This is a genomic window from Streptomyces sp. CT34, assembly GCF_000805335.1.
Lineage (GTDB): Bacteria > Actinomycetota > Actinomycetes > Streptomycetales > Streptomycetaceae > Streptomyces.
The window spans coordinates 2,976,905-2,999,459 of the sequence record NZ_KN708638.1 but is presented as its reverse complement, the minus strand read 5'-3'; the positions used below and the strand labels follow the sequence as shown (position 1 = coordinate 2,999,459).

Annotated in this window: 19 protein-coding genes, 2 tRNA genes and 1 pseudogene; 8 read left to right on the top strand and 14 right to left on the bottom strand. The window is 75.8% G+C overall.

Translation table 11 applies throughout. From position 1 onward, the window contains the following. Window positions 1–110: 110 nt before the first annotated feature. The 6 genes from RZ84_RS13090 to RZ84_RS13065 all read right to left on the bottom strand — a co-directional run bounded on the left by RZ84_RS13090 (window position 111) and on the right by RZ84_RS13065 (window position 6,285). A tRNA-Lys gene (locus tag RZ84_RS13090) sits at window positions 111–184 on the bottom strand. A gap of 56 nt (window positions 185–240) precedes the next feature. Further along, window positions 241–981, bottom strand: a complete 741-nt coding sequence (locus RZ84_RS13085) for a bifunctional DNA primase/polymerase (protein WP_241777688.1) — start codon at window positions 979–981, stop codon at window positions 241–243. A gap of 177 nt (window positions 982–1,158) precedes the next feature. Next, window positions 1,159–1,542 (bottom strand): hypothetical protein, encoded by a 384-nt coding sequence (locus RZ84_RS13080; protein WP_052229919.1) that lies wholly within the window; start codon window positions 1,540–1,542, stop codon window positions 1,159–1,161. 525 nt (window positions 1,543–2,067) lie between these two features. Next, on the bottom strand, window positions 2,068–3,435 hold the full coding sequence (locus tag RZ84_RS13075) for an AAA family ATPase (protein WP_043264465.1): 1,368 nt from the start codon (window positions 3,433–3,435) through the stop codon (window positions 2,068–2,070). A 37-nt stretch (window positions 3,436–3,472) separates the two neighbouring features. Continuing rightward, the gene (locus tag RZ84_RS13070; protein WP_241777687.1) at window positions 3,473–5,116 is read right to left on the bottom strand and encodes a hypothetical protein; all 1,644 of its coding nucleotides are present in this window, start codon (window positions 5,114–5,116) and stop codon (window positions 3,473–3,475) included. Continuing rightward, window positions 5,107–6,285: a hypothetical protein gene (locus RZ84_RS13065; RefSeq protein ID WP_107068266.1), complete on the bottom strand. Its 1,179-nt coding sequence runs from the start codon at window positions 6,283–6,285 to the stop codon at window positions 5,107–5,109. Before RZ84_RS13065 ends, RZ84_RS13070 begins: the two co-directional genes overlap by 10 nt. Before the next feature lie 272 nt (window positions 6,286–6,557). Between RZ84_RS13065 and RZ84_RS13060 the strand changes: the two genes are divergently transcribed. Further along, window positions 6,558–7,151 carry a histidine phosphatase family protein gene (locus RZ84_RS13060; RefSeq protein ID WP_043264463.1) on the top strand — a complete coding sequence of 198 codons (594 nt, stop codon included), beginning with the start codon at window positions 6,558–6,560 and terminating at the stop codon, window positions 7,149–7,151. 16 nt (window positions 7,152–7,167) lie between these two features. Here RZ84_RS13060 and RZ84_RS13055 read toward each other — a convergent pair whose 3' ends face one another. Next, window positions 7,168–8,610 (bottom strand): hypothetical protein, encoded by a 1,443-nt coding sequence (locus RZ84_RS13055; RefSeq protein ID WP_043264462.1) that lies wholly within the window; start codon window positions 8,608–8,610, stop codon window positions 7,168–7,170. Window positions 8,611–8,856: 246 nt separating this feature from the next. Here RZ84_RS13055 and RZ84_RS13050 point away from each other — a divergent pair, with 246 nt between their 5' ends. Continuing rightward, on the top strand, window positions 8,857–9,309 hold the full coding sequence (locus RZ84_RS13050) for a hypothetical protein (RefSeq protein ID WP_043264461.1): 453 nt from the start codon (window positions 8,857–8,859) through the stop codon (window positions 9,307–9,309). Between the two features lie 154 nt (window positions 9,310–9,463). On the opposite strand, the gene RZ84_RS13045 is transcribed toward RZ84_RS13050, so the two are convergent. The 4 genes from RZ84_RS13045 to RZ84_RS13030 form a co-directional block, all read right to left on the bottom strand. Then, on the bottom strand, window positions 9,464–10,702 hold the full coding sequence (locus RZ84_RS13045) for a glycosyltransferase (protein WP_043264460.1): 1,239 nt from the start codon (window positions 10,700–10,702) through the stop codon (window positions 9,464–9,466). A 130-nt stretch (window positions 10,703–10,832) separates the two neighbouring features. After that, window positions 10,833–12,317 (bottom strand): sugar transferase, encoded by a 1,485-nt coding sequence (locus tag RZ84_RS13040; protein ID WP_043264459.1) that lies wholly within the window; start codon window positions 12,315–12,317, stop codon window positions 10,833–10,835. Then, complete coding sequence (locus RZ84_RS13035) at window positions 12,314–13,510, bottom strand: glycosyltransferase (protein ID WP_241777686.1); 1,197 nt, start codon at window positions 13,508–13,510, stop codon at window positions 12,314–12,316. Before RZ84_RS13035 ends, RZ84_RS13040 begins: the two co-directional genes overlap by 4 nt. A gap of 61 nt (window positions 13,511–13,571) precedes the next feature. Next, entirely contained in the window at window positions 13,572–14,594 is a 1,023-nt protein-coding gene (locus RZ84_RS13030) for a DUF3344 domain-containing protein (protein WP_043264458.1), read from the bottom strand. A gap of 219 nt (window positions 14,595–14,813) precedes the next feature. Between RZ84_RS13030 and RZ84_RS13025 the strand changes: the two genes are divergently transcribed. Further along, window positions 14,814–15,104: a chaplin gene (locus RZ84_RS13025; protein ID WP_043264457.1), complete on the top strand. Its 291-nt coding sequence runs from the start codon at window positions 14,814–14,816 to the stop codon at window positions 15,102–15,104. 178 nt (window positions 15,105–15,282) lie between these two features. Further along, on the top strand, window positions 15,283–16,143 hold the full coding sequence (locus tag RZ84_RS13020) for a spermidine synthase (protein ID WP_043264456.1): 861 nt from the start codon (window positions 15,283–15,285) through the stop codon (window positions 16,141–16,143). A gap of 33 nt (window positions 16,144–16,176) precedes the next feature. Here the strand turns inward: RZ84_RS13020 and RZ84_RS13015 are convergent, their stop codons facing one another. Continuing rightward, entirely contained in the window at window positions 16,177–16,728 is a 552-nt protein-coding gene (locus RZ84_RS13015; RefSeq protein WP_043264455.1) for a hypothetical protein, read from the bottom strand. A 118-nt stretch (window positions 16,729–16,846) separates the two neighbouring features. On the opposite strand from RZ84_RS13015, the gene RZ84_RS13010 reads away from it, so the two are divergent. The 3 genes and pseudogenes from RZ84_RS13010 to RZ84_RS13000 form a co-directional block, all read left to right on the top strand. Continuing rightward, window positions 16,847–17,539 (top strand): response regulator transcription factor, encoded by a 693-nt coding sequence (locus tag RZ84_RS13010; protein ID WP_043264454.1) that lies wholly within the window; start codon window positions 16,847–16,849, stop codon window positions 17,537–17,539. A 115-nt stretch (window positions 17,540–17,654) separates the two neighbouring features. Beyond that, window positions 17,655–19,133, top strand: a complete 1,479-nt coding sequence (locus tag RZ84_RS13005) for a HAMP domain-containing sensor histidine kinase (RefSeq protein ID WP_043264453.1) — start codon at window positions 17,655–17,657, stop codon at window positions 19,131–19,133. A gap of 389 nt (window positions 19,134–19,522) precedes the next feature. Continuing rightward, a pseudogene (locus RZ84_RS13000) lies at window positions 19,523–20,428 on the top strand (chitinase); the annotation flags it as partial. Between the two features lie 111 nt (window positions 20,429–20,539). Here RZ84_RS13000 and RZ84_RS12995 read toward each other — a convergent pair. After that, window positions 20,540–21,478: a helix-turn-helix domain-containing protein gene (locus RZ84_RS12995; RefSeq protein ID WP_043264451.1), complete on the bottom strand. Its 939-nt coding sequence runs from the start codon at window positions 21,476–21,478 to the stop codon at window positions 20,540–20,542. A 150-nt stretch (window positions 21,479–21,628) separates the two neighbouring features. Between RZ84_RS12995 and RZ84_RS12990 the strand changes: the two genes are divergently transcribed. After that, window positions 21,629–22,279 (top strand): NAD(P)-dependent oxidoreductase, encoded by a 651-nt coding sequence (locus RZ84_RS12990; protein ID WP_043264450.1) that lies wholly within the window; start codon window positions 21,629–21,631, stop codon window positions 22,277–22,279. A 116-nt stretch (window positions 22,280–22,395) separates the two neighbouring features. On the opposite strand, the gene RZ84_RS12985 is transcribed toward RZ84_RS12990, so the two are convergent. Beyond that, window positions 22,396–22,471: transfer RNA gene (locus RZ84_RS12985), tRNA-His, on the bottom strand. Window positions 22,472–22,555: the final 84 nt, after the last annotated feature.

The window sequence follows — 22,555 nt, the reverse complement described above, 5'->3', positions numbered from 1 at the left end:
GGCGCGGCGTGGGCACGACGACGGGAACGGATGGGATGACGGGAACGGGCACGATCAAGGGGACGGACACGACGAAGGCCCCCACCGGAGTGGGGGCCTTCGCCTGTCGGTGCGCCGCCAGGGACTCGAACCCCGGACCCGCTGATTAAGAGTCAGCTGCTCTAACCAACTGAGCTAGCGGCGCCTGCTGACGGGGAAAACATTAGCATCCTGGCCGGGGAGGGCAAAAATCGATTCCCCTCAGCCCCGCGTGACCGCGGTATCCAAGGGCTGAGCAGCGCTTTCGTGGTGCGGACGGGCGCCTTCCCGGTCGGCCGCGAGCTCGCTCCGCGCCGCCCCCACACAGGCCCACAGCAGGACGTCCGGACCGGGCAGCCAGGGGTTGCGCACATCGGGGGCGACCAGCCAGCGGGACGCGGTGGCACCCGCCGGGTCGTCCTCGGCGGCGGCGCCGGACGTACGGGGGCGGGGGTACAGCGCCGGGACCGTCACCGCGTCGCCGCCGCCGTGGCACAGCAGCGGCGGCACCGCCGCGGCCCACTCCTCCCAGGCCAGCAGCGCGGGCAGCCGCTGGGCGGTGCCCGGCGCGGCGAACAACAGCAGCCGCCCGCGGTGCACCGCCACCGGTCCCGAGCCCGGCCCCGCCGACCACAGCCGGTCCACCATGCGCCGCCCGAAGAGCACCGGCGCGTTGATCACGTCGAAGACGGCGCCGCACGGCAGCACGCTCGGCGCCGTGGGCCGCTCCGCCCACAGGGTGTGCACGCTGTCCGGATGCGGGCTCGCGGAGGCCAGCCAGTCGGCGCCGGCGAGCGTGACGTACGCGGCGGCGGGGAAGGCCGGGGGCCGGGAAACGGTGGGCAGCCGGTCGCGCAGGCCGGGCTCTCCCGGCCTCCGGCCCGGGGTACGCCCGTGCTCCGCTCGCCCTCGCCTGCGCGCGGCACGCACCTCATGGTTGATCGGCTCGCTGTGCTCGCTCATGCGGACAGGTCTAGCGATACGCCGGGTACCGGCAGACCTGATTGGCGGAAACCGGGACAGGGCGATGGGGCAGGGAGTATCTTCCGTCCCCGCATATGCCAGCGGCTCATGATCTTGGACCGTGAGCCGTCGTGGGGTGGGTGGGGTCGGTGTGCCTCCTGGGGCCGGTCCCCGGGGTCAGTCCATGTCGCCCAGCACCGCGCTGCCGCTGCGCATCAGGCTGCGGCCGAACTCGACCATCTTCCGCGCGTAGTCCTCGGTCCACTCCGCCCGCTCGGCGAGCACCGACAGCGGCAGCCGGTCGAAGCGGCGGGGGTCGGTCAGCTGGGCGGCGGCGAGCGCCTGGAACTCCGTGGCGCGGTCGGCCGCCGCCCGGAACGCGAGCGTGAGCTCGGTCGCCCGGCCCAGCAGCGCGCCGGGATCCTCCATCGACTCCAGACCGAAGAAGTGCTCGGGGTCGGCGGTGGCTTCGGGCGGCTCGAAGAGCAGCTGCGCGGGCTTCATGCGCCGGGAGCCGGGCGCCGTACCGCGGGGATCGGGAGCCGGTCGCGGCTCGGACATGTACCTACCTCCAGGGTTGTCTGCCGCATTCCATTGTCCCGCCGTGCGCAAGTAGGCCCCCAGGTGAGGGATCCGCCCGCCCCCGTCACCGGCCGCCACCCACCGGCCGCCACCCACCGGCCGGGCGCCGGCCGGGCGGCCCGGCCGCGCCGGGCCCGCTGCCCACGGGCCGGGTGTCCGCGGGGTGGTCACGGGCGCCAGGTGATCCGGTGTTCCGCGAGGTGATCATGTCGCGGACGTCGTGGTGGGCCTTCCGGCCCAGTTCGTCCGCGATGCGGTCGGCGGCGGGACTGGGTCCGGGGTCTGGGGGCGGCGGTCCGCGGCGCTACGTCCGCCAGGTCACCCGGTGTTCCGCGAGGTGGGCGAGGACGGTACCGCGTGGTTGGCCTCCCAGCCGTCCGGGTGGTGTCCACGGGCCGCCGCCCGGCGGCGTGCCGCGGTATCGAGATGCCGCTGCCGCGGCGGGCGTCCGGCGAAGTGGCGGCGGCGAGGTCGGCGCTCGTCGGCCAGGCGCCGGGGCGCCGGTCAGGGCCGCCAGACCACCCGGTGTTCAGACCAGCGATCCCATGTGGACATCATTGCCTCCCAGCCGTCCGGGAACTTGACCGTGACGCCGAGCTGGACCGGCTCCGTCGAGGGGTGCTCGTCCAGGAGGTCGGCGACCCCCGCGCGGCAGACGACGAGGCAGGCGTGGCGGTGGCGGGAGGCGAGCACGCAGAGCCGGCCGGTCTCCAGGTGGAAGGCGGTGGCGTCGGGGCGCCCGGAGAGCGGGTGCAGGACGACCGTGACGTCGAACTCGCGGCCCTGGAGTCGGTTGGCGGTGTCCACCGCGACACCGGTCACGCCCAGCCCGGCGAGCGCCGCGCGGACCGCCGCGGCCTGGTCCCGGTGCGCGGTCCCGACGGCGATCCGGGCGGCGGTGAGCGGTGCCGGATCGGCGGAGGTCTCGCTGGTGGCGGCGCCGCCGCGGTCCAGGAGGCGGCGCACGGCGAGCGCGACCGCCCGGACCGCCTCCGGGTCCGTACGGGGCGTGTGGCGGGCGGGGAGTTCGAGCAGCCCCCAGCCCGTCTCGGCCGCCTCGTCCAGGACGCGGTCCACGGCCGACCCGTCGCCCGGCACGCCGAACGCCAGCCGCCGGTCGCCGTGGCCGGTGCCGCTGCGGAACGGCGTGTACGGGTAGAAGGCACGAGAGACCAGGGGCGCGGCGGAGGCCGGCAGCCGCCAGGAGACCGGGAGGCGGTGCTGGGGCAGGTCGGGGTTGTGGGCGAGGAGGGTGGAGACGGCGCTGGCGGAGGGGTCGTAGGCGAGACCGGCCCACTGTTCGGCGCCCACGATGCTGAACGGGTCCAGCTGGCCCGGGTCGCCGACGAACAGCGCGCGCTCGAAGAGCCCGGCGACGTTCAGCAGCGCGTCGGAGCGCATCTGGTACGCCTCGTCGACGATGGCGTGCCGCCAGGGCTCGTCGACCTTGGTGTAGGCCCATTTCGCGGCGGTGGAGACGACGATGTCCATACCGGCGAGGTCGGCGATCCGGGCGGAGGTGCGCACGGCGGGGAGGCCGGCGAGCGCGGGGTCGAAGGAGCCCGGCTCGCTGCCGTGCAGACGGCCCACGGGGAGGTCGGGGTCCTTGCCGGCCAGCCGGAGCACCAGGTCGTCGACCTGGGAGTTGGTCTGCGCGACGACCATCAACGGGCGGCCCGCGGCGGCCAGTTCGCGGGCGGCGCGGACCACGAGGGTGGACTTCCCGGCGCCCGGCGGGGAGTCCACCACGACGCCGCGGTGGGTGCTGTGGAGGGTGTCGTGCAGGATCGCGTCGGTCGCCCGGCCGGCCGCGGCGCCGGGGTCGAAGGGCTGCCGGGCGCCGCCCGGCCGGTCGTGGTGAAGGTCTGTCATGCTGCGGCGCCTGCCGGGGAGTCGGCGGAACGGGGCATCACAGGAAGTCCTCCGCGGTGACGGTGTCGGGGGCGGGATACGGGGTGGTGGGCGGGGGATACGGAGTGGGGGGTGGGAGATTCGGGGCGGTGCCGGCGGCGTCGGGGGGTGTGGCGCCGGCCGCCCCGAGGGGGGTGGCGTCGGCCGTTCCGGGTGGTGGGCCGCCGTGGGTCCAGGGGGTGTCCTCCGGGTCCGGCAGGCCGGGGCCGCCGCGCGGGGCGTGCTCGAAGAGCGTCCAGCACACCGCGTCGCCCGGCTCCGGGACCGACCCGGGCTCGGGCGTCCTGCCGCGGCCCATGCCGCCGGTGAGCCGCACCACCAGGGTCCCCGGCTCCCCGGCCCCGTACGCCACGAACTCGGCGGTCTGGGTGCGGCCGTCGGCGAGCGCGCGGTAGAGCTTGGCGTTCCCGTCCAGCTGGGGGCGGTCGCCGGTGCGCAGCGTCACCAGGGGGCGCGGCATCGGCCGCCTGCCCTCGGAGTGGGCCGTCTCGACGGCGGTGACCGTGCCGTGCAGCGCCTCCCCGGCCAGCCGGCGGGCGGCCATCACCAGGGGGTCGTCCAGGGCCTCCTGGGCGTCGAGTTGGGCCTGTGCGCTCTCCCGGGTGGACAGCTTCCGGGCGGCGGTGACGGCGTCGTCCTGCCGGGGCTGCGGCGGTTCCCCGGCGCGGATCCGGTCGCGGTGCGCGGTGTACGACCAGCGGTCGCGCTTCCAGCGGTCGGCGACCCGGGCGCCCTCCGGGAGGCCGCGCAGCAGGTCGATGCCCTGCCACACGGCGTCCCAGGTGGGCCGGAGCCGGCTCTCGACGAGGGCGCGGACCTCTTCCGCGGCGCCGGGCAGGCCGGCGTCGTAGCGGGCCATCGCGGGGGCGAGCAGCCGGTTGTCGAACGCCGGGTCGGTGGCCGGCCCGGCCGGTGGGCACCGCAGCTGGCCGCCGGCGTCGCGCGCCGCCTCCGCGTACTCGGCCGCGTCCTGGCCCCGTACGCCCGGCGGCGGGGCGATCCAGGCGAGCAGCGCGCCCAGGTGCTGGTCCTCCAGGACGCTCTGGCCGGTCGCCCAATGGCGGGTCAGCAGACCCGTCATGGACAGCAGCAGACAGGCGCCCGGCACCCGCGCCCGCTCCCCGAAGTGGGTGAACCAGCGGCCCAGCAGCGGGACATGGGGCGGTGCGGGATGCGGCGCCGCCGGCTCCTGCTCGGCCGTCCGCCGGAACCGCATCGAGCGGCCCAGGAGCCGTACGTACTCGATGCCGGCGCTGCTCGGAACGATCAACTGCGGTGCGTCCGCGCACAGTTCGACCTGCACCGGGACCTTCTTGCCGGTCTCCGGGTCGGTCTCCCTGCGCTCCTCCCGCTCGACGTCGTCGGCGAAGCCGTCCACGTACGGCAGCACCGACTCGGCCAGTTCGGCCAGGAAGGCGAACCGCAGATCGCGGTCGCGCGGCTGCGGCACGGTCAGCAGCAGCGGCTTCTCCCGGTCCGTGCCGACCAGCGCGCCCAGGGGAGCGCCGGCCTCACCGGCGGTGGTCAACGGGACGAACACCAGCGGGCGTTCGGCGAGATGGCGGTGGCGGACCGTGGTCAGCGGCTGGGCGCGGCCCGCGGCCACCGCCTCCATCCGGGCCAGCGTCTCGATCAGCGACATCCCGGCTCCCCGTCTCGCGGGGCCGGTACGGCGGCGCCGGCCAGCGCCTCGGCGCGCAGCGCGGCGGCCCGGCGCAGGGCGGCCACGGCCGGATCGTCGAGGTCGTCGGGGGCGTCGGAGCCGTCGGGGCCGCTCGCGGCGGCCAGTACCTCCTCGATGGTGCGCAGGCCGCCCAACTCGCCCCGTACGCCCCGGCCCAGGGCTGCGACCGAGCCCTCCTGGCGGGACCGCTTGCGGCAGTGGAAGGCCAGTTCGCAGGCGGCCAGGCACTCCGGGGCGTAGGCCGCGCCGACCGCCTCGACGGCCGCGGCCAGCTCCTCGGGCGGGCGGGTCGGGGTGCCGTCGTCGGTCGTCCGGAGGTCGAAGGTGGTGCCTGGGGGGAGCGCGGCGGCGATCTCCTCGACGCGGGTCAGCCGGCCCAGCTGGCGGCGGGTGGTGGCCAGCTGCTTGCGGACGTCGACGGCCGCGCCCGCGGGGAGGTTGGAGAAGTCCTTGGGGCAGACCAGCAGCACCCGGTCGCGGACCCGGGCGGGGCGGCCGGTGCGTGCCGCGACATGCCCGGCGACCGCCTCCAGGGCGAGGACGTACACCGCCGCCTGCCGGGCCGCGGCGCCCACCTTGGCGGCGTCCGCGGCACCGTCGATCATCGGGAAGGACTTGATCTCCACGACCGTCCAGCCGCCGTCCGGATGCACCACCACCGCATCCGGCTCCACGTAGGCCGGCGACCCGGCCACCTCCAGGGCCAGCATCGGGTGGTCCAGCAGCGCCCAGCCGCCGGCCGCGGTCGCCTCGCGCAGCGCCAGCGCGGTACGCGCCGCCCGGCCCTCGGGCCCGGCCGCGGACAGATCGGGCCGGGCGACCGCGTCGGCCTCCGGCGCCGGGCCGTCCGGCGCGAGCCGCTCGCACACCAACCGCAGCAGCTCCGCGCCGCCGTCCGCCTTCACCCGCGCCTCGAAGGAGTTGCCGCGCACCAGGGCGAACTGCGACTGCCCGTACGCCGCGGGGGAGCCCAGCGCGCGGGCCAGCGCGGCCTTGTCGACGCCCGCGCCGTCCAGCAGCGCGCGGCGCCGGCAGCCGGGGTTGGCGGCGAGCGCGGCCAGCGCGCGGGCGTCCAGCGACCGGGGGAGCACCCCGGGTCCGCGCAGCGCGCTCAGACTCCGCCGCAGGCCGGTGGCCGGCCCGGCCGGCGCGGGCGCCGCGCCCCCTGCTCCGGCCGCCGGGGGTCGACTCTCGCGGGAAACGTTCACCCGCCGAAGTCTGGCATCCGCCGCCCCCGCCGCGGGCAGCGGCTCCACCGTAACGGCCGGCGCCGTGCCCCTCACCGGGGCCGCCCGGTGCCGTCCGGCGCGGTGCGCGATGATGGAGGGCCCGCGGTCAACGCCGCCCGCGCCGACACACGCACGACGAGAAGCCGGGAAACCGGCGAGAGGTACGACCCATGGCAGCGCGCATTCTCCTGGCCAGGCACGGGCAGACGGAGTGGTCCCTTTCCGGCAGGCACACCGGGCGGACCGACATTCCGCTGCTGGACGAGGGGCGGCGTGGCGCCAAGCTGCTGGGCGAGCGGCTGCACCGCGCGCCGTGGGACGGGCTGCCGGGCGTCGAGGTCCGCACCAGCCCGCTGGTGCGCGCCAGGGAGACCTGCGAACTGGCCGGTTTCGGCGAGCGCGCCGAGGACTGGGACGCGCTGCTGGAGGTCGACTACGGCGCCTACGAGGGGCTGACACCGGCCGAGATCAAGGCCGGGCGGCCGGACTGGCTGCTGTGGCGGGACGGGGTGCCGGAGGGCGAGACGCTCGCCGACGTCGCCGCGCGGGCGGACGAGGTGGTCGCCTGGGCGCGGTCCGCCGACCGCGATGTGCTGGTCTTCGCGCACGGCCACATCCTGCGCGCCCTGGGCGCCCGCTGGCTGGGGCTGGACATCGCGTTCGGGGCCCGCATCCGGCTGGACCCGACGTCCCTGTCGGTCCTCGGCTGGGCGTACGGCGAGCCGGCGATCGAGCGGTGGAACGACACCGGGCACCTCGGCTGACCGGCCGCGGCGGGCCTCAGGCCGGCTGCCGCCCCGCCGACGCCGCGTGCTGCTCCAGGAATTCCGGGACCGGGCGGCAGCTGCGGTAGGGGCGGAGCTTGCGGGCGGTGCTGTCCAGCATCGCCCGGATACGCGCCGAGCGGACCTGCTCCAGCAGCGCGAGCGCCCGGATGCCCGCCGCGGCGGCCTCCTCGGGGGCACCGCCGGCCGCGAGGTTGCCGGCCAGCTCCGCGGTGAACAGGGCGATGTTGCGGGTGAAATGAGGATCCTGCAGAGCGACCGCCCGGCGCGCGTGCTCCGCCGCGCGCCCCGTCTCGCCCAGCGCCGACCAGCACTGCGCCTCCAGGCCCGCCAGCTCGGCCTCGCCGTAGAAGGTCATCCACTCCGGGTCGCGCTCGCCCGGCCCGGCCGCGAACAGCCGCTCGGCCCGCGCCAGCGCCTGCTCGCAGCCCGTACGGTCCCCGAGCCCGGCCCGGCCGCCGGCCTCGCGCAGCGCCAGCAGCGACCGCAGCCGCGGCGAGTGGAGCTGCTTGGCGGCCTGCTGTGCGGCCTGCGCGGCGCGTACCGCCTCGCGCGGGCGCCCGGCGTCGCGGGCCAGGAACGCGGTGTTGCAGAAGGCGTGCGCCTCCAGGGCGGCATCGCCGCAGACCCGCGCCGTGGACAGCGCCTCGGCGTAGTGCGAGCGGGCGTCGTCGAAGCGGCCGGAGTCGTGCGCCAACCAGCCCACGGAGATGGCGAGTTCGCCCGCGCCGGCCTGCAGCCGGTCGTAGACCGCGCGGCGCTGGACGCCGGAGTCCAGCAGTTCGTAGGCGGCGCGCAGCGGCTGGGTGGCGCGGGGGTAGAGGCCGTCGGCGCCGTGCCGGTCGTCCAGCAGGCGGATCCGGCGGACGGCTTCCTCGACGGCGGTGGCCTCGGTGGCGCCGGCCCGGCCGCCGATCGGTGTACGGGGGCCGGGGACGGCGGGGACCGCGGCTGAGCCGTAGGGGCCGTCGGGGCCGAAGGGGTCGCCGGGCCAGAGGCCGGCCAGGCCCAGGGCGGCTGCCGGGCCGCCGGTGATGAACGCGCGACGCAGCACGTCGCTCTCCTCGCAGATCTGGATACGGGTATCGCGGTGGTCGGGGTCGGTTGCCAGGGGCGCGGCGCTGACCGCCGCCGTACGCGCCCCCCGTCCGCGTACCGTCTCCCGCGGCGTGAACCCCATGTCGGGCAGTGTCAGTCCCGGGAACATGTGCCGGAACACCCGCTCGTAGGCGTAGTTCGGACACCGGATCTCCCCGGACTCGACGCGGCCCACATAGCGGGCGTCGCACGAGACCTGCTCGCCGATCTCACGGGCGGCCCGTCGGACCGCCGCCGCGAACTCACCGGGCGACAGCCGGCCGCGCAGCTGCCGGAAGGCGGTGTTCGGGCGGACGGGTACGGTGCGGGACGACGCTGATCGTGCGGCTGGCGACGTCATGGCGGACCCTCTCCGTGCCCTCTCCGTGCCATCTTGTGGCGATGCCGCATCCTGGCGGTGCGGCGGGACGACCGTACCGGCTGTGACGGGTTCGGCACTCAGGGTTTGGCTACAAACCGGATATCTCACCCACGATCCGCCATGAAGTGCCATCCTTTGCAGCGTTCCGCCGCCGTAGCTGTTGACGCGTCCGGCCGTTGAAGACGGTGTAAAGGGTGTGGCGCGTGCATTGAGGAGGGGTTCTCCGTGTGGGAGACCGGCGTGAGCAGGGGCGGCAAGGAGCCCGCGGGCCAGGCCGCCGGGCGTGGCGGGCGCGCCGCGCCCGGCGGCGTACCGTCCCAGCCCTGCGACCTCGTCACGGTGCCGGCCCGGCAGGGCCTGGAGGCGGTCGACATCCTGCGGCTGAGGGACGGCGTCGGCCCGGTCCTGCACGACGGTGCCTGCGACACCCTGGGTTTCCTGGTCCCGCCGGGGACCGCCGACGGCTGGGACGTGCCGGGCAGCGCCTGCACGCAGACCTGTGCCCGCGGTGTCGCGCCGGGCGGCGGCGAGGGCGCGGTTTTCGACCCGCCGGTGACCGGGACGGGCTGGCTGGTGCCGCCGGAGGGGGCGTACGCGGACGCCACCGACCCGGTGGTGCTGCGGGCGGCGCTGGGCGAGGCGGCGCGCACCATCGAAGCGGTCGACCGCTGCCAGTGAGGCGGGGATGCGGGGCCGCCGGCCGATGCCGGGCGGCCCCTTCGGCGTACCCGGGGCGGGCCGGGGCGGTGGCCGGCGGAGGCGGTGCGCCGCGCGGCGGCCGGGCCGCGCACGGATCGCGTACGGAACGCGCGGGGGCCGGCGGCGCCGGGGGTTACCGGGAGGCGGTCCGGCGGGCCGGCGACGGGGCCGGGGAGGGGTCCGGCAGCGAGACGCCCGGGGGCAGGACGGCCGGCTGCGGGGTGGGCACCGGCGCGGGGCGGCTCCGGCGGCGCGCCGAGGCGATCGCCGCTTCGTAGACGGCCATCAGGTCCTGGGCGCTGCGCGCGACGTCGTAGCGCCGCACCACCGGGGGCACCGGCAGCCGGCCCGGTCCGGTGCGCCTCAACTCCCGCAGCTCTGCGGTGAGTTCGTGGACGCCGGGGCTGACGCGGCGGGCACCGGGGGCCTGGTCTTCCGGCAGGTCCTCGACGGCCGGGCAGCTACCGTAGAGCACATGCAGCCCGGACGCCAGCGCCTCGACGGCGGCCAGCCCGAACGCCTCGTCCGGGGACGGCGAGACGAAGACGTCGATGGCCGACAGCAGACCGGGGATGCTCGGGGCTTCGCCGGCGGGCGGCTCCTCCGCCCCTTCGCGGGCGCCCAGCAGCCGGATCCGGTCGCCGGAGCCGAACTGCTCCGCCAGACGCCGCAGCGGCTCCCGCTCCGGCCCGTCCCCCGCCAGCAGCAGCTGTACGCCCGGGAGCCGGGTGACCGCCCGCACCAGGACGTCGAACCGCTTGCCCGGCACCAGCCGGCCGACCCCGCCGACCACGAACGCGTCGGGGGGCAGGCCGAGCCGGGCGCGCACGGTGGCCCGGACGGCCGGGTCGTACGCGAAGCGGTGCGCCTCGACGCCGTTGGGGATGACGTGGATCCGCCGCTCGGGCACGCCCCAGCGGCGCAGCCGGGCGGCCACGGTGTCCGAGACGGCGACCGTCGCCGATCCCAGCCGCTCGGTGGCCCGGTAGAGCGCGCGCACGCCCCGGGTCAGCCGGCGGCCCTCGATGACCGCGTCGCCCAGGGAGTGCTCGGTGGCGACCACCGCCCGAACGCCCGCCAGCCGCGCGGCGATCCGGCCGTAGACGCAGGCCCGGTAGAGGTGGGTGTGGACGACGTCGTAGCCGCCGGCGCGGATCAGTGCGGCCAGGCGGGGGATGGCGCTCAGATCGCGGTTGTCGGTCATGCCGAGGTGAGTGACGGGGATGCCGTCCGCCTCGATGGCCGCGGCGAGCGGGCCGGGGGTGGTCAGGGTGATGACCTCGCAGCGGGCGGGCAGCCGGCGCAGCAGCAGACGCAACTGCAGTTCGGCGCCGCCCACTTCGAGGCCGGTGATGACATGCAGGACTTTCACCGGATGCCTCCAGAGGGTGCGGCCAGGGTGGTCTCGTCAGCGGCCGGAGTGGCCGGATCGGTGGGCGGATCGGTGGGCGGAGCGGTGGCGGGGGCGGCCGGCGGCACCGCCGCGGTCCCGGCGGGCGGGTTCACCGCCGCCGCCGGTGGAGCAGCAGGCCCGCCGTCCGCAGCAGGATCCGGACGTCCTGCCACGGCGACCAGCGGTCGATGTAGAGGTTGTCGAAGCGCGTGCGCTCCTCAAGGGAGGCGTCGTCGCCCAGCCCGTGCCCCCGCGCCGGCCCGATGATGCCGGGCCGCATCCGGTGCCGGGCCGGGTAGTCGGGGCAGCGATGGGTGAACTGCTCGGCACGGACGGGGTGTTCGGGACGCGGCCCGACCAGGCTGAGGTCGCCGCGCAGGACGTTCCACAGCTGCGGCAGCCCGTCCAGCGACGTGCGCCGCAGCAGCCGGCCGACGGAACTCGTCCCGGGGTGGCCGGCGGCGTCCCCCCAGGCCGCTGGTTCCGCCGCGTCACCGGGCCCGAGGGTGCGGAACGTGAGGAGGGTGAAGGGGCGCCCGCCCCTTCCGAGGCGCTCGCGCCGGCAGAGCACCCCGGGCCCGTCCAGCAGCCGTACGGCCAGCGCGCAGCCCGCCAGAAGCGGAGCCGCCGCCACCAGCGCCACCGCGGCCGGCGTGAGGCCCAGCAGCCGCTTCGGCAGGCCGCCGGGCCGCCGCTTCGCGGTCTCCCACGGCCGGCAGGCGAAGCCCCACAGATGCCCGGTGCCCGGCTCCGGCGGCCGGCCGTCGCGGACCGCCCCGGCCCCGGCCAGCCAGACCGCCGAGCCCTGAGCCAGGAACCCGCGCAGCAGCGCCGCGGTGTGCGGGTCGCGCTCCGGCGGCACCAGGAACACCGCGTCGCGCACCGTGTGCCGGATGACGGCCCGGGTGATCTCCTCGGGGGAGCCGAGCCACGGCAGGGTGGCGTGCGGCCCGCCGTGCGGTACCGGGCCGCATGCCACCAGGCCCACCGGGCGCAGCCCGTACTCCGGGTGCGCGGTGAGCGCGGCGGCGAGCTGCCGGGCGGCCGGGTCCGGGCCGACGAGCAGGGCGGCGCGCGGCCGGCGCCGGAGGACGGCGCGGCGCCGCCGGTACACCGCCGCCCGGCCGGCGCACGCCAGCACCGCCTGCACCGCCACCGCGCCCAGCAGTACCGCCGGATGCGGCGGCTGTTCCGGGCGCAGCGCGACCACCGCGCACCAGCCGGCGGCGGCCCGGACCAGCAGCGGCGGCAGGTCGTCCAGCGCGGCCCGGGACGGTCCGGGACGGTAGAGCCCGGCGCGGGCGTGGAGCAGCAGCAGTCCGGTCGCCAGCGCGCCGAGCAGCGCCGGCGCCGGCGCCGGGCCGGGCAGCAGGAGGGCCGCCCCGGCGGCGGCCAGCAGGTCGGCGGCCATCAGCAGGGCGGTGGTGGCCCGTTGCCGTACGCCGCCGCCGGGGCGTACCGGCGGCAGCGGGCCGGGCGCCGGGCGGCGGGGCGGGTGGACCGCGGCGGCCGGGGGCCCGACGGGCGGCGGGGGCCCGGCGGGCAGCGGGGGCAGGGGCCGGGGACGGGGCGCGTCCGCCCGCTCCGTCGTCATGGCCGGACCCGCTCCGCGGCCGGCGGGCGCGGTACGGCGAACAGTTCGCGGTAGACGTTCAGCACCGCGCCCGCCGTCCGCCGTACGTCATGGGCCGCCCGGACGTGCGCCCGGCACCGCTCGGCCAGCGCCTGCCGCCGCTCGTCGTCGGCGAGCAGGCCGCGTACCGCCCGGGCCAGCGCGGCCGGCTCGTCCGGCGGCACCAGGCAGTCGTCCGCGGCCCCGGGCGGCAGGCACTCCCGGGCCCCGCCGACGTCGGTGACGACCACGGCCCGGCCGCAGGCCATCGCCTCCAGAGGGGCCAGCGCCATGCCCTCCCAGCGCGACGGCAGCACGACCAGGTCCGCCGCCCGGTACCAGGGGACGGCGCTGTCGGCGGCGCCCGCGAAGACGACCCCGCGCGGCGCGGCCCGGCGCAGCGCCGCCCGGTCCGGCCCGTCGCCGACCAGCACCAGCCGGGCGCCCGGCACCGCCGCGACCACTTCGGGCCAGGCCCGCAGCAGCGTCAGCTGGCCCTTCTGCGGGCAGAGCCGGGCCATGCACACCACCAGCGGCGCCCCGGCCGGGAGCGCCGGCTCCCGCAGCGCGGGCAGCGACGTCCGCAGCGTCTGCCGGGTCTCCTCGTCCTCGTCGGCCGCCGGCGAGAACCGGTGCAGATCCACCCCGTTGGGGACCACCACCCACCGGCCCGGCACCCCCGCCGCCACCCCGCGCGCCCGCTCCGCCTCGCTGACGCACAGCACCCGGTGCGACCAGCGCGCCGCGTACCGCTCCCAGCCCAGCGCCGACCGGGCCACCGCCCCGCCGGCCGCCTCGAAGGACCAGGCGTGCGGCTGGTGCACCGTCGGGATCCGCCCCCGTACGGCCAGCCGGGCGGCGAGCCCGGCCTTGGCGCTGTGGGTGTGGACGAGGTGCGGGCCGGTACGCCGGATCACCCGGGCCAGCCGCCGCAGTTCACCGGAGAGCGCGGGCCCGGCGCCGCGGCGCGCCGACCACAGCACCACCTCCGCGCCCGTCGTGGCGGCCTCCGCGTGCAGCGCCCCGCCGGGCGGCGAGGCCACCACGACCCGCAGCCCGGCCGCCACCTGGGCCCGCACCAGGTCGGCGACGACCCGGGCGACCCCGCCGTCCACCGGCTGGGACACATGCAGAACCGTGGGCCGCTCCTGGGACGGCGGTTCCTGTCGCAGCACGCGCACTGCTCCCCTGATTACCGAGCTGACAGAACTCCGCGGGAATTACCGCCGGCGTCGCTCAATGCCCCGGATCGGTCTGGACGAAGAGCGCGCCGAGCAGATATCCCGTATTGCGGGTGGTGAAGCGGAATGTGAGCGGGTCGCCGCCGGACTGCAGCGCCGGCGTCAGGTCGTAGACATCCGAATGGAATCCGGGAGCGTTCCCGCGGACCGCCGTACGGGCGGTCTTCCGGTCGAAATCGGTGTGGTTCTGGTTGCTTGTGCCGGGCGCCGGTTTTACGGAATCCCCGAGCACCACCGGCGGTTGCTTCCCGGTACTTACCGCGATCTGGTTGTTTTGGTTCCCGGCCTCGCCGCCGTATGCCACGACACCGGCCGTGCCCCGCGAATGCGCCGGAATCCGCAGGCCCTTGAGCCGCACCGAGAGTTCCTTGCGGTCGGCGCCCAGCACCTCGAATCCGTCCCACAGCGCGAGCCGGCGCAGCGGTTCCTTCTTGTTCTCGTAGACGGCCACCAGCGTCCAGCCGTCCGGCGCCGCGGCCCGGGATCGCCCGGTGGCCGCGCCCGCCCGGGTCACGGTGTAGCCGCCCGGACCGCTCCGCCGCACCAGCGCGGTCACGTCCGCGGACGCCTGGTAGCCGTCGAACCGGGGCAGGTGGCGGTGGCCGATCGTGCTGTCCGCGCGGACCTCGTTGTGCAGGCCACCGGGCCCGGCGAGCAGCACCCGGCCACCGTCCCCGGCCGAGGGGTGCCCGCCGGCCCGCAGGCCGCCGCCCCAGTACAGCCGGGCGTAGCTCACCCGGGAGCCGGCCGGCAGCCGCAGCCGGGCACTGTCGGCCTGCGGGGCGCAGGACGGACCGGCCCGGTGCACCGCCGGGCGGCAGCCGGCCGCCGAAACCGGGGAATTGGCCGCGCGCGCGATACCGCCGTGCTGCGTCGCATGGAACCGTTCGCCGAAAGGAATTCGGGAGGACTCCTTCGGCACCGGTGCCGCTGCCGCCGAAGTCAGCGCGGCCGACAATCCCAGGGCCGCGAGCGCGCATACCGCGCCGCGCCCGGTGCGGTCCATCGACTTCCGCATGACTTCCTCTCCGACTTCTAGTCAGTCAAACAGGAGAGCACTCTGACAGAAATCATGTTGGAAATCGCGGCAGGCACGCCGCACGGCCGGTACGGATTCCGATCAGCCGAATACCAGCCAGACAGCCCAACGCTTTCCCGTAAGGGGGAACGCCCGCATCCCCCGTTCCCATTGTTCGTTGTGTCCGATGCCCCATTCGCGAACTGAAAGGAGAATGGGATGAAGCGGTTCATCAAGACCGCCGCTATGGCTGCCGTTGCCTCCACGCTGGTGCTGGGTGGCGCGGGCATCGCATCCGCCACTGATGGCGGCGGGCACGGCCACCACGGCCGCGGCTTCGAACACCGCCGGGGCGCGACCGCGGTCGGGTTCGCCAAGCACTCGCCGGGTGTCGTCAGCGGGAACGTCATCCAGGTTCCGATCGACATCCCGATCAATGTGTGCGGCAACAGCGTCGACGTCCTCGCGCTGCTGGACCCGGCATTCGGCAACGTCTGCATCAACAAGTGACCGGCCGCCGGCCCGGAGGGACACCGGACCGGCACGGTTCACGGCATGAAGTGGCGTGCCGCCCACGGCTCCGGCCGCGGGCGGCACGCCACCCGGCTCGGCCGGACACCTCGGTCCGGCCGGGCCATAGCCGCTGACCAGCGGATACGGCCCCGCACCGGCACGCCATACTGAAGGCATGGCGAAGAGCAGGCGGGGGCGCGGCGGCCCGGAGTCCGTCACCGAGACGGTCGGCGGCGGCGTCGCGGAACTGCGGCCCGACCGGGACCGGCCGCGCGGCTGGACGCTGCTCATCGACGGCGCCCCGCAGTCCCATGTGGACCTGGACGACCCGGCGCACCTGGAGTTCTCCTACCAGCGGCGGCTCGGCCACATCGCCGACCTGGCCGCCCCGCCCGGCGCGCCGCTGCGCGCGGTCCATCTGGGCGGCGGTGCGCTGACGTTGGCGCGCTACATCGCCGCCACCCGCCCGCGCTCCACCCAGCAGGTCGTGGAGATCGACGCCCCGCTGGTCCAACTCGTCCGCAGCCGGCTTCCGTTGGAGAGCGGCTGGCGGATCCGGGTGCGGGGCGCGGACGCCCGCGCGGGGCTGGCGCGGATCCCGGACGGCTGGGCGGACCTGATCATCGCCGACGTCTTCGGCGGGGCCCGTACGCCCGCGCATCTGACCAGTACGGAATTCGTGGCGGAGGTGCGGCGGGCGCTGCGCCCCGGGGGCTGCTACGCGGCCAACGTCGCGGACGGGCCGCCGCTGCGGTTCCTGCGCGGCCAGATAGCCACCGTCCGCACGGTCTTCCCCGAGCTCGCGCTGACCGCCGACCCGGCGGTGCTGCGCGGCAAGCGGTTCGGCAACGCCGTGCTGCTCGCCGCCGACCGGGAGCTGCCGGTCGCCGAGCTGACCCGGCGGGCGGCCGGCGACCCGCACGCCGGCCGGGTCGAACACGGCCGCGGCCTGCTGGACTTCACCGGCGGCGCGGCCCCGGTCACCGACGCCACCGCCGTCGCCTCGCCGGCCCCGCCCGCCGGCGCCTTCGACTGACGAACCGGCACGGGGATCCCAACTGCCCTTTGTCTAGGCGGCGTTGTTGCTGGTCTGCACGGTCGGGGTATGGCCGTTCCAGGTACAGATGACGGAGCTGCGCGCGCCACCGCCGGTGAAGTCGACGCGGATCCACTGGTTCTGCTTCCACACCTGCATGTCCCAGCCCGCGTTGGGGGTGGCCGAGACCAACTCGGCGGAGGACGGGCCGAGGTCGAAGACGACCCGGCCGCCGGAGGTCGCGTAGCTGCGGATCCGACTGCCGGTGGCCGGCCCGGAGCCGCCGCCCGGGGCGGCGGAGGGGGAGTGCGGCGCACCGCCGCCGGTACGGGACGGGACGGCGGTCCGCGGCGTCCCGCTGTCGGAGGGGGAGGGGCTCGCGGTGGCCGAATCCGACGGTTTGGGGCGGTGGGTGGAGGACGCCTGAGGCGTGGCCGAGGAGGCCACCTGGTCCGACAGCGGCAGCGCGCGCGGCGGGTCGTACGCCGTGCCGGACAGCACGGTGTGCACGCCGAACCACGACAGGGTGACCGCGGCGCCGGTCGCCAGCGTCCAGGCCGCCGCATGAACCAGTCCTCGTTGCATTTGGCTCATACTGCACCACCCGCCCGCCCGGTCGCAGCCCTCCCGCGGTCGGGGTCACCGCCCTCCAGGAGTCAACCGCGGGCCGGAAAACCCGCCCGTATGGCGTACGGTGCCGCCCATGGCAAGTGTGCTCGTGGTCGAGGACGACCAGTTCGTACGCTCGGCCCTCATCCGGCATCTGACCGAGGCCGGCCACACGGTGCGCAGCGTCGGGACCGCCCTGGAAGCGCTGCGCGAGGTGGCGCACGTCGGCTTCGACGTCGTCATCCTCGACCTCGGTCTGCCCGACCTGGACGGGGGCGAGGCGCTGAAGATGCTGCGCGGGATCACCGACGTGCCCGTGATCATCGCCACCGCGCGGGACGACGAGGCCGAAATCGTACGGCTGTTGAACGACGGCGCCGACGACTACCTCACCAAGCCCTTCTCGGTCGAACACCTCTCCGCGCGGATGGCGGCCGTCCTGCGCCGCTCCCGCGCCGCCGCGGCCGGGGCGGAACCGCCCTCACGAGTGATCCGGGTCGGCGGCCTGTCCATCGACCCGCTGCGCCGCCAGGCCGAGCTGGACGGCACCGCGCTCGACCTCACCCGCCGGGAGTTCGACCTGCTGGCCTTCCTCGCCGGGCGCCCCGGCGTCGTCGTCCCGCGCAGGGAACTGCTCGCCGAGGTCTGGCAGCAGTCCTACGGGGACGACCAGACCATCGACGTCCATCTGTCCTGGCTCCGCCGCAAACTGGGCGAAACCGCCGCCCGGCCACGGTATTTGCACACCCTGCGCGGCGTCGGCGTGAAGCTGGAGCCACCCCGGTGAGCCGGGGGAACCTTCCGGCGGCGGCCGGGGGAGCGGGCGAGGCCGCTCGGTCGCGGACGGCGGTGACAGCCGCGCCTCGGCGCCTCGTGGGCGGAGCGGCGAAGGACCGGACGCCGTGAGATGGGCCCTGGTCAAGGTGGCGCTGGCGGTCACCACGATGGTCGTGGTGGCGTTCGCGGTGCCGCTCGGGCTGGTCGTCAAGGAGATGGCCGGCGACCGCGCGTACTCCAACGCCGAGCGGCAGGCCGCCACCATCGGCCCGGTGCTCGCCATCACCACCGACCGCACCCAGCTGGAGCGGGCCGTCGCCAGCGCCGAGACCGGACCCGGCGGCCGGATCGGCGTCCACGTCCCGGCCGCCGCCAAGGGCGGTGCGCCCGTCGAGATCGGCACCCGCCGGGCCTCCCCGGCGGACGTGGCCGCCGCCGTCAAGCTCGGCCGGGCCTCCATCGCCCCGGTCCCCGGCGGCACCTCGCTGCTCCAGCCGACCGCCGTGGCCTCCGGCATCGCGGTCGTCGAGGTGTACGTGCCCGACGACGCGCTCACCAACGGCGTGACCACCTCCTGGGCGGTGCTGGCCGGCGTCGGCCTGGCGCTGGTCATCGGCTCGGTCGCGGTCGCCGACCGGCTCGGCACCCGCATGGTCCGCCCCGCCGAACGGCTGGCCGCCGCCGCCCACGACCTCGGTCGGGGCCGGCTCGGCGTCCGCGTCCAGGAGGACGGCCCCAGGGAACTGCGGTCCGCGGCCAGCGCCTTCAACTCCATGGCCGACCAGGTCGTCCAGCTGCTCGCCAACGAGCGCGAGCTGGCCGCCGACCTCTCGCACCGGCTGCGCACCCCGCTGACCGTGCTGCGGCTGAACACCGCCTCGCTCGGCGACGGCCCGGCCGCCGAGCAGACCCGGGCGGCCGTCGAGCAGCTGGAGCGCGAGGTCGACCAGATCATCCGCACCGCGCGCGCCCAGAAGGCGCACCCCCAGCAGGCGGTCGCCGCGGCCGGCTGCGACGCCGCCGAGGTGATCCGCGAGCGGATGGACTTCTGGTCGGCGCTCGCCGAGGACGAGGACCGTACGGTCCGGGTCGCCGGCGCGGACCGCCCGGCCCGTGTCCCGGTCGCCCGCTCCGAACTCGCCGCCGCCCTGGACGCGATGCTCGGCAACGTCTTCCGGCACACCCCCGAGGGCACCGCCTTCGCGGTGGACGTGCACCACGCCGACGAGGCGGTCATCGTGCTGGTCTCGGACGCCGGCCCGGGCATCGCCGACCCGGACGCGGCGCTGCGCCGCGGCTGGTCGGGCGGCGGCTGGGGGCACCCCCCCCCAGCGGTAGCGGGGGCAGGCTCCACCGGCCTCGGCCTCGACATCGTGCGCCGGCTGGCCGAGTCCACCGGCGGCGACGTCCGGATCGGCCGCTCCGTGCTGGGCGGCACGGAGGTACGGGTCTGGCTGGCGCTGGACGGCCGGCGCGCCCACCACGGCGGGCGCCGCGGCCACCGGCTGCGCCGCAGGCTCGGCGGCCGGGGCTTCGCCGCCCGCGGGCGGCGGGCCGCGCGTACCGGTTCGCGGGGCACCGGTACGCCCGACGCCGGCGCGTGACGGCGCGCGGCGGGACGCACGGAGCAGCGCAAGGAGGGAACGCAAGGGGGGACGCAACGCAGGAAGGCATCGGAGGTTCACGACGGAGGGCGGCGGGGCCGCTCTTAACCGGCCCCTTCCGCTTCCTTAAGGCGGCCATAATTCCGCCAACCGCCGTACGGATCCCGGCATTTGTCCGTTTCGCTGCCGCTAGCGTGCGGGACGCACCACGGTGCTCCCCCCTCCACCCCCCACGTGAGACAGGCAGGCATGAGATGAGTTCCTCGGCACACCGCCGGCGTACGAGCCGCACGGCCAAGCTGATCGGGACGGCGGTGGCCGGCACGCTGGCGGCCGGCGGCGCGTTCGCCGTCGCCGGCTCCGCGATGGCCACCAAGGCACCGCGGCCGGCCGCCGCCGCGAAGGCCGGCTTCGCCCCGTTCGTCGACCCCTCCCTCCCCCCCGCCTACGACCTCGCCGACACCGCCAAGAAGACCGGGGTGAAGAACTTCAACCTCGCCTTCATCACCTCCGGCGGCGGCTGCGTCCCCAAGTGGGGCGGCTCCGGCGACCTCGGCAGCGACGCGGTGGCCAAGCAGATTCCGGAGCTGCGCAAGGCCGGCGGCGACGTCCGGGTCTCCTTCGGCGGCGCCAACGGCACCGAGCTGGGCGCCGCCTGCTCCTCCGCCGCACAGCTGGCCGCCGCATACGGCAAGGTCATCGACCAGTACAAGATCACCAAGGTCGACTTCGACATCGAGGGCGGCGCGCTGCCCAACACCGCCGCCAACACCCGCCGCGACCAGGCCATCGCCCAGCTCCAGAAGCAGCACCCCGGCCTGGACGTCTCCTTCACCCTCCCGGTCATGCCCGAGGGCCTCACCCAGGACGGCGTCACGCTGCTAACCGGCGCCAAGAAGGACGGCGTCAAGATCTCCGCCGTCAACATCATGGCGATGGACTACGGCTCCTCCTACACCGGCAGCATGGGCGGCTACGCCACCCAGGCCGCCACCGCCACCCAGGCCCAGCTCAAGAAGGCCCTCGGGCTGAGCGACGCGGACGCCTGGAAGAGCGTCGCGGTGACCCCGATGATCGGCGTCAACGACGTCCAGAACGAGGTCTTCAAGCCCGCCGACGCCGCCGCGCTGGTCAAGTTCGCCCAGAGCAAGCACCTGGCCTGGCTGTCCATGTGGTCCGGCAACCGCGACAAGCCGTGCCCCGGCGGTTCGTCCAACTCCGCCCAGCCGACGTGCAGTTCCATCGCCCAGTCGCCGCTGGACTTCACCAAGGCGCTCGGCGCCTACACCGGCTGATCCGACCCCCCACACCGGTCCGGGCCCGTGTCCCGGCCCGCCCCGGCGGGGCGCGGCGGTTCCCCCCACCCGCTGCGCCCCGCCACCACGGGCCCACCCGACCGGAGAAGGTCAGGGCCCGTCCGACCCTGACCCATCGGACAGGCCCGGGCTCCCTCCCCGTACGGCGGCCCGGAACGCGATCGGTGTCGTCCCGGCCTGCCGCTGGAAGAACTTGCTGAAGTTGGTGGCGTCCGCGAACCCCAGCCGGTCCGCGATCCGGGCCGCCGGCTGGTCCCCGTGCGCCAGCAGCCGCTTGGCCTCCAGGACCACCCGGCGGTCGATGAACTCCTTCGCCCCGACCCCGGCCGCCGCCTCGGTGGCCCGGGACAGGGTGCGCGGCGCATAGCCCAGCGAGCGGGCGTAGTCGCCGACCCGGCGGCTGCGGGTGAACTCCCGCTCCACCGCGTCCCGGAACCGCAGATACGTCTCGCTCGCCTCGCAGTTCTCCGCGCCGCCCGCCCCGTCCGCCGCCCCGCCCGGATACGCGGCCCGCAGCACCAGGACGGCCAGCAGATGCCGCAGCACCTCCAGGTGCACCTCCAGCGGCAGCCCGCCCAGCGCCGCGAACTCCCGGTGCAGCTGCCCCAGCGCCTCGTCCAGCGCCCGCGCCGCCGCGCCCTCCGGATGCCGTACGGCGGGCCCGTACCAGTCCTCGATCCGGGCCGCGGCGGCGGTCGCCGGGTCCAGGAAGCCGGACTCGAAGAGCACCAGCCGCCCCTCGGCGCCCGTCAGGTCCCCGAAGTGCTGCACCTGCCCGGGGCGCGACCACAGCAGGTCCCCCGGCGCGAGGACGTGCTCCCGGAAGTCGACGCTGTGCACCAGCCGCCCGCGGTCGACGGTCAGCAGATGGTGGAACCCGGGGCGGTGCGGGGTCGACAGCCGGCACGCCGCGGCCCGCCCGCGCAGCTCGGCGAGGGTCATCACCTCCACCCCGGCGGGCCGGCCGGCCGGTGCGGAGAACGCCACCTCGCGGATCTCCCCTTCACCCTCCTGTCGGTTTTTCACCATCACCCGTCGCCTCGTTACCCCGGAATGTCCCGCTGATACCCCTAGCGTAGAAGACGTCAGCACGACATATGACGGAAAACGGCAGCCGGGAAGCGGCCGGCCGAACCAGACGTCCGCACCCGGACGCACGCACAGCTGGGAGAACGCACCATGTCCAAGATCGCTCTCTTCGGGGCCACCGGCACCATCGGCAGCCGCATCCTCGACGAGGCGCTGCGCCGCGGCCACCAGGTCACCGCGGTCGTCCGCGACCCCGCGAAGGTCACCACCACCCACCCCGCCCTCACCGTGACCTACGGCGACGTGCTCGACCCGGAGTCCGTCGCCGAGGTCGCCAAGGGCCAGGACGTCGTGGTCAGCGCGGTCGGCGGCGGCGACGGCCCGGGCCACATCGCCACCATCCGGCCCGCCGCCGAGGCGCTGGTCGAGGGCCTGCGCACGCTGGGCGGGGACGCGCCCCGGCTGATCTCCGTCGGCGGCGCCGGCTCGCTCCGCAAGCCCGACGGCAGCCAGGTCTGGGACGCCGAGGGCCTCCCCGTCTTCCTGCTCCAGATCATGCACGCGCACGGCGACGCGCTCGACTACTACCGCACCGTCTCCGATGTCCGCTGGACCAACATCAGCCCGAGCGCGTCCATCGAGCCCGGCGAGCGCACCGGCACCTACCGCACCGCCGCCGACGACCTGATCACCGCCGCCGACGGCAGCAGCCGCATCTCCGCCGAGGACTACGCCGTCGCCCTCCTCGACGAGGTCGAGCAGCCCCGCCACATCGGCGAGCGCTTCACCGTCGGCTACTGAACCGTCGGCTGCTACCGAGCGCCAACGCCCGCGCCCGGCCCGGGAAGCGCTCCTGGAAAACGCCGCTCACGGAAAACGCGCAAGGCCCCCGATCCGAAGATCGGGGGCCTTGCTGCTGGGGTGAGTAACGGGACTCGAACCCGCGACATCCTGGACCACAACCAGGTGCTCTACCAGCTGAGCTATACCCACCAAGACCGGTGCTGTGTGGTTCCTTTTCCCCACCGGCTGAGAAAAAGTGTACAGGCTCCGGAGGGGTGCTCGCTCCCGGGTTTC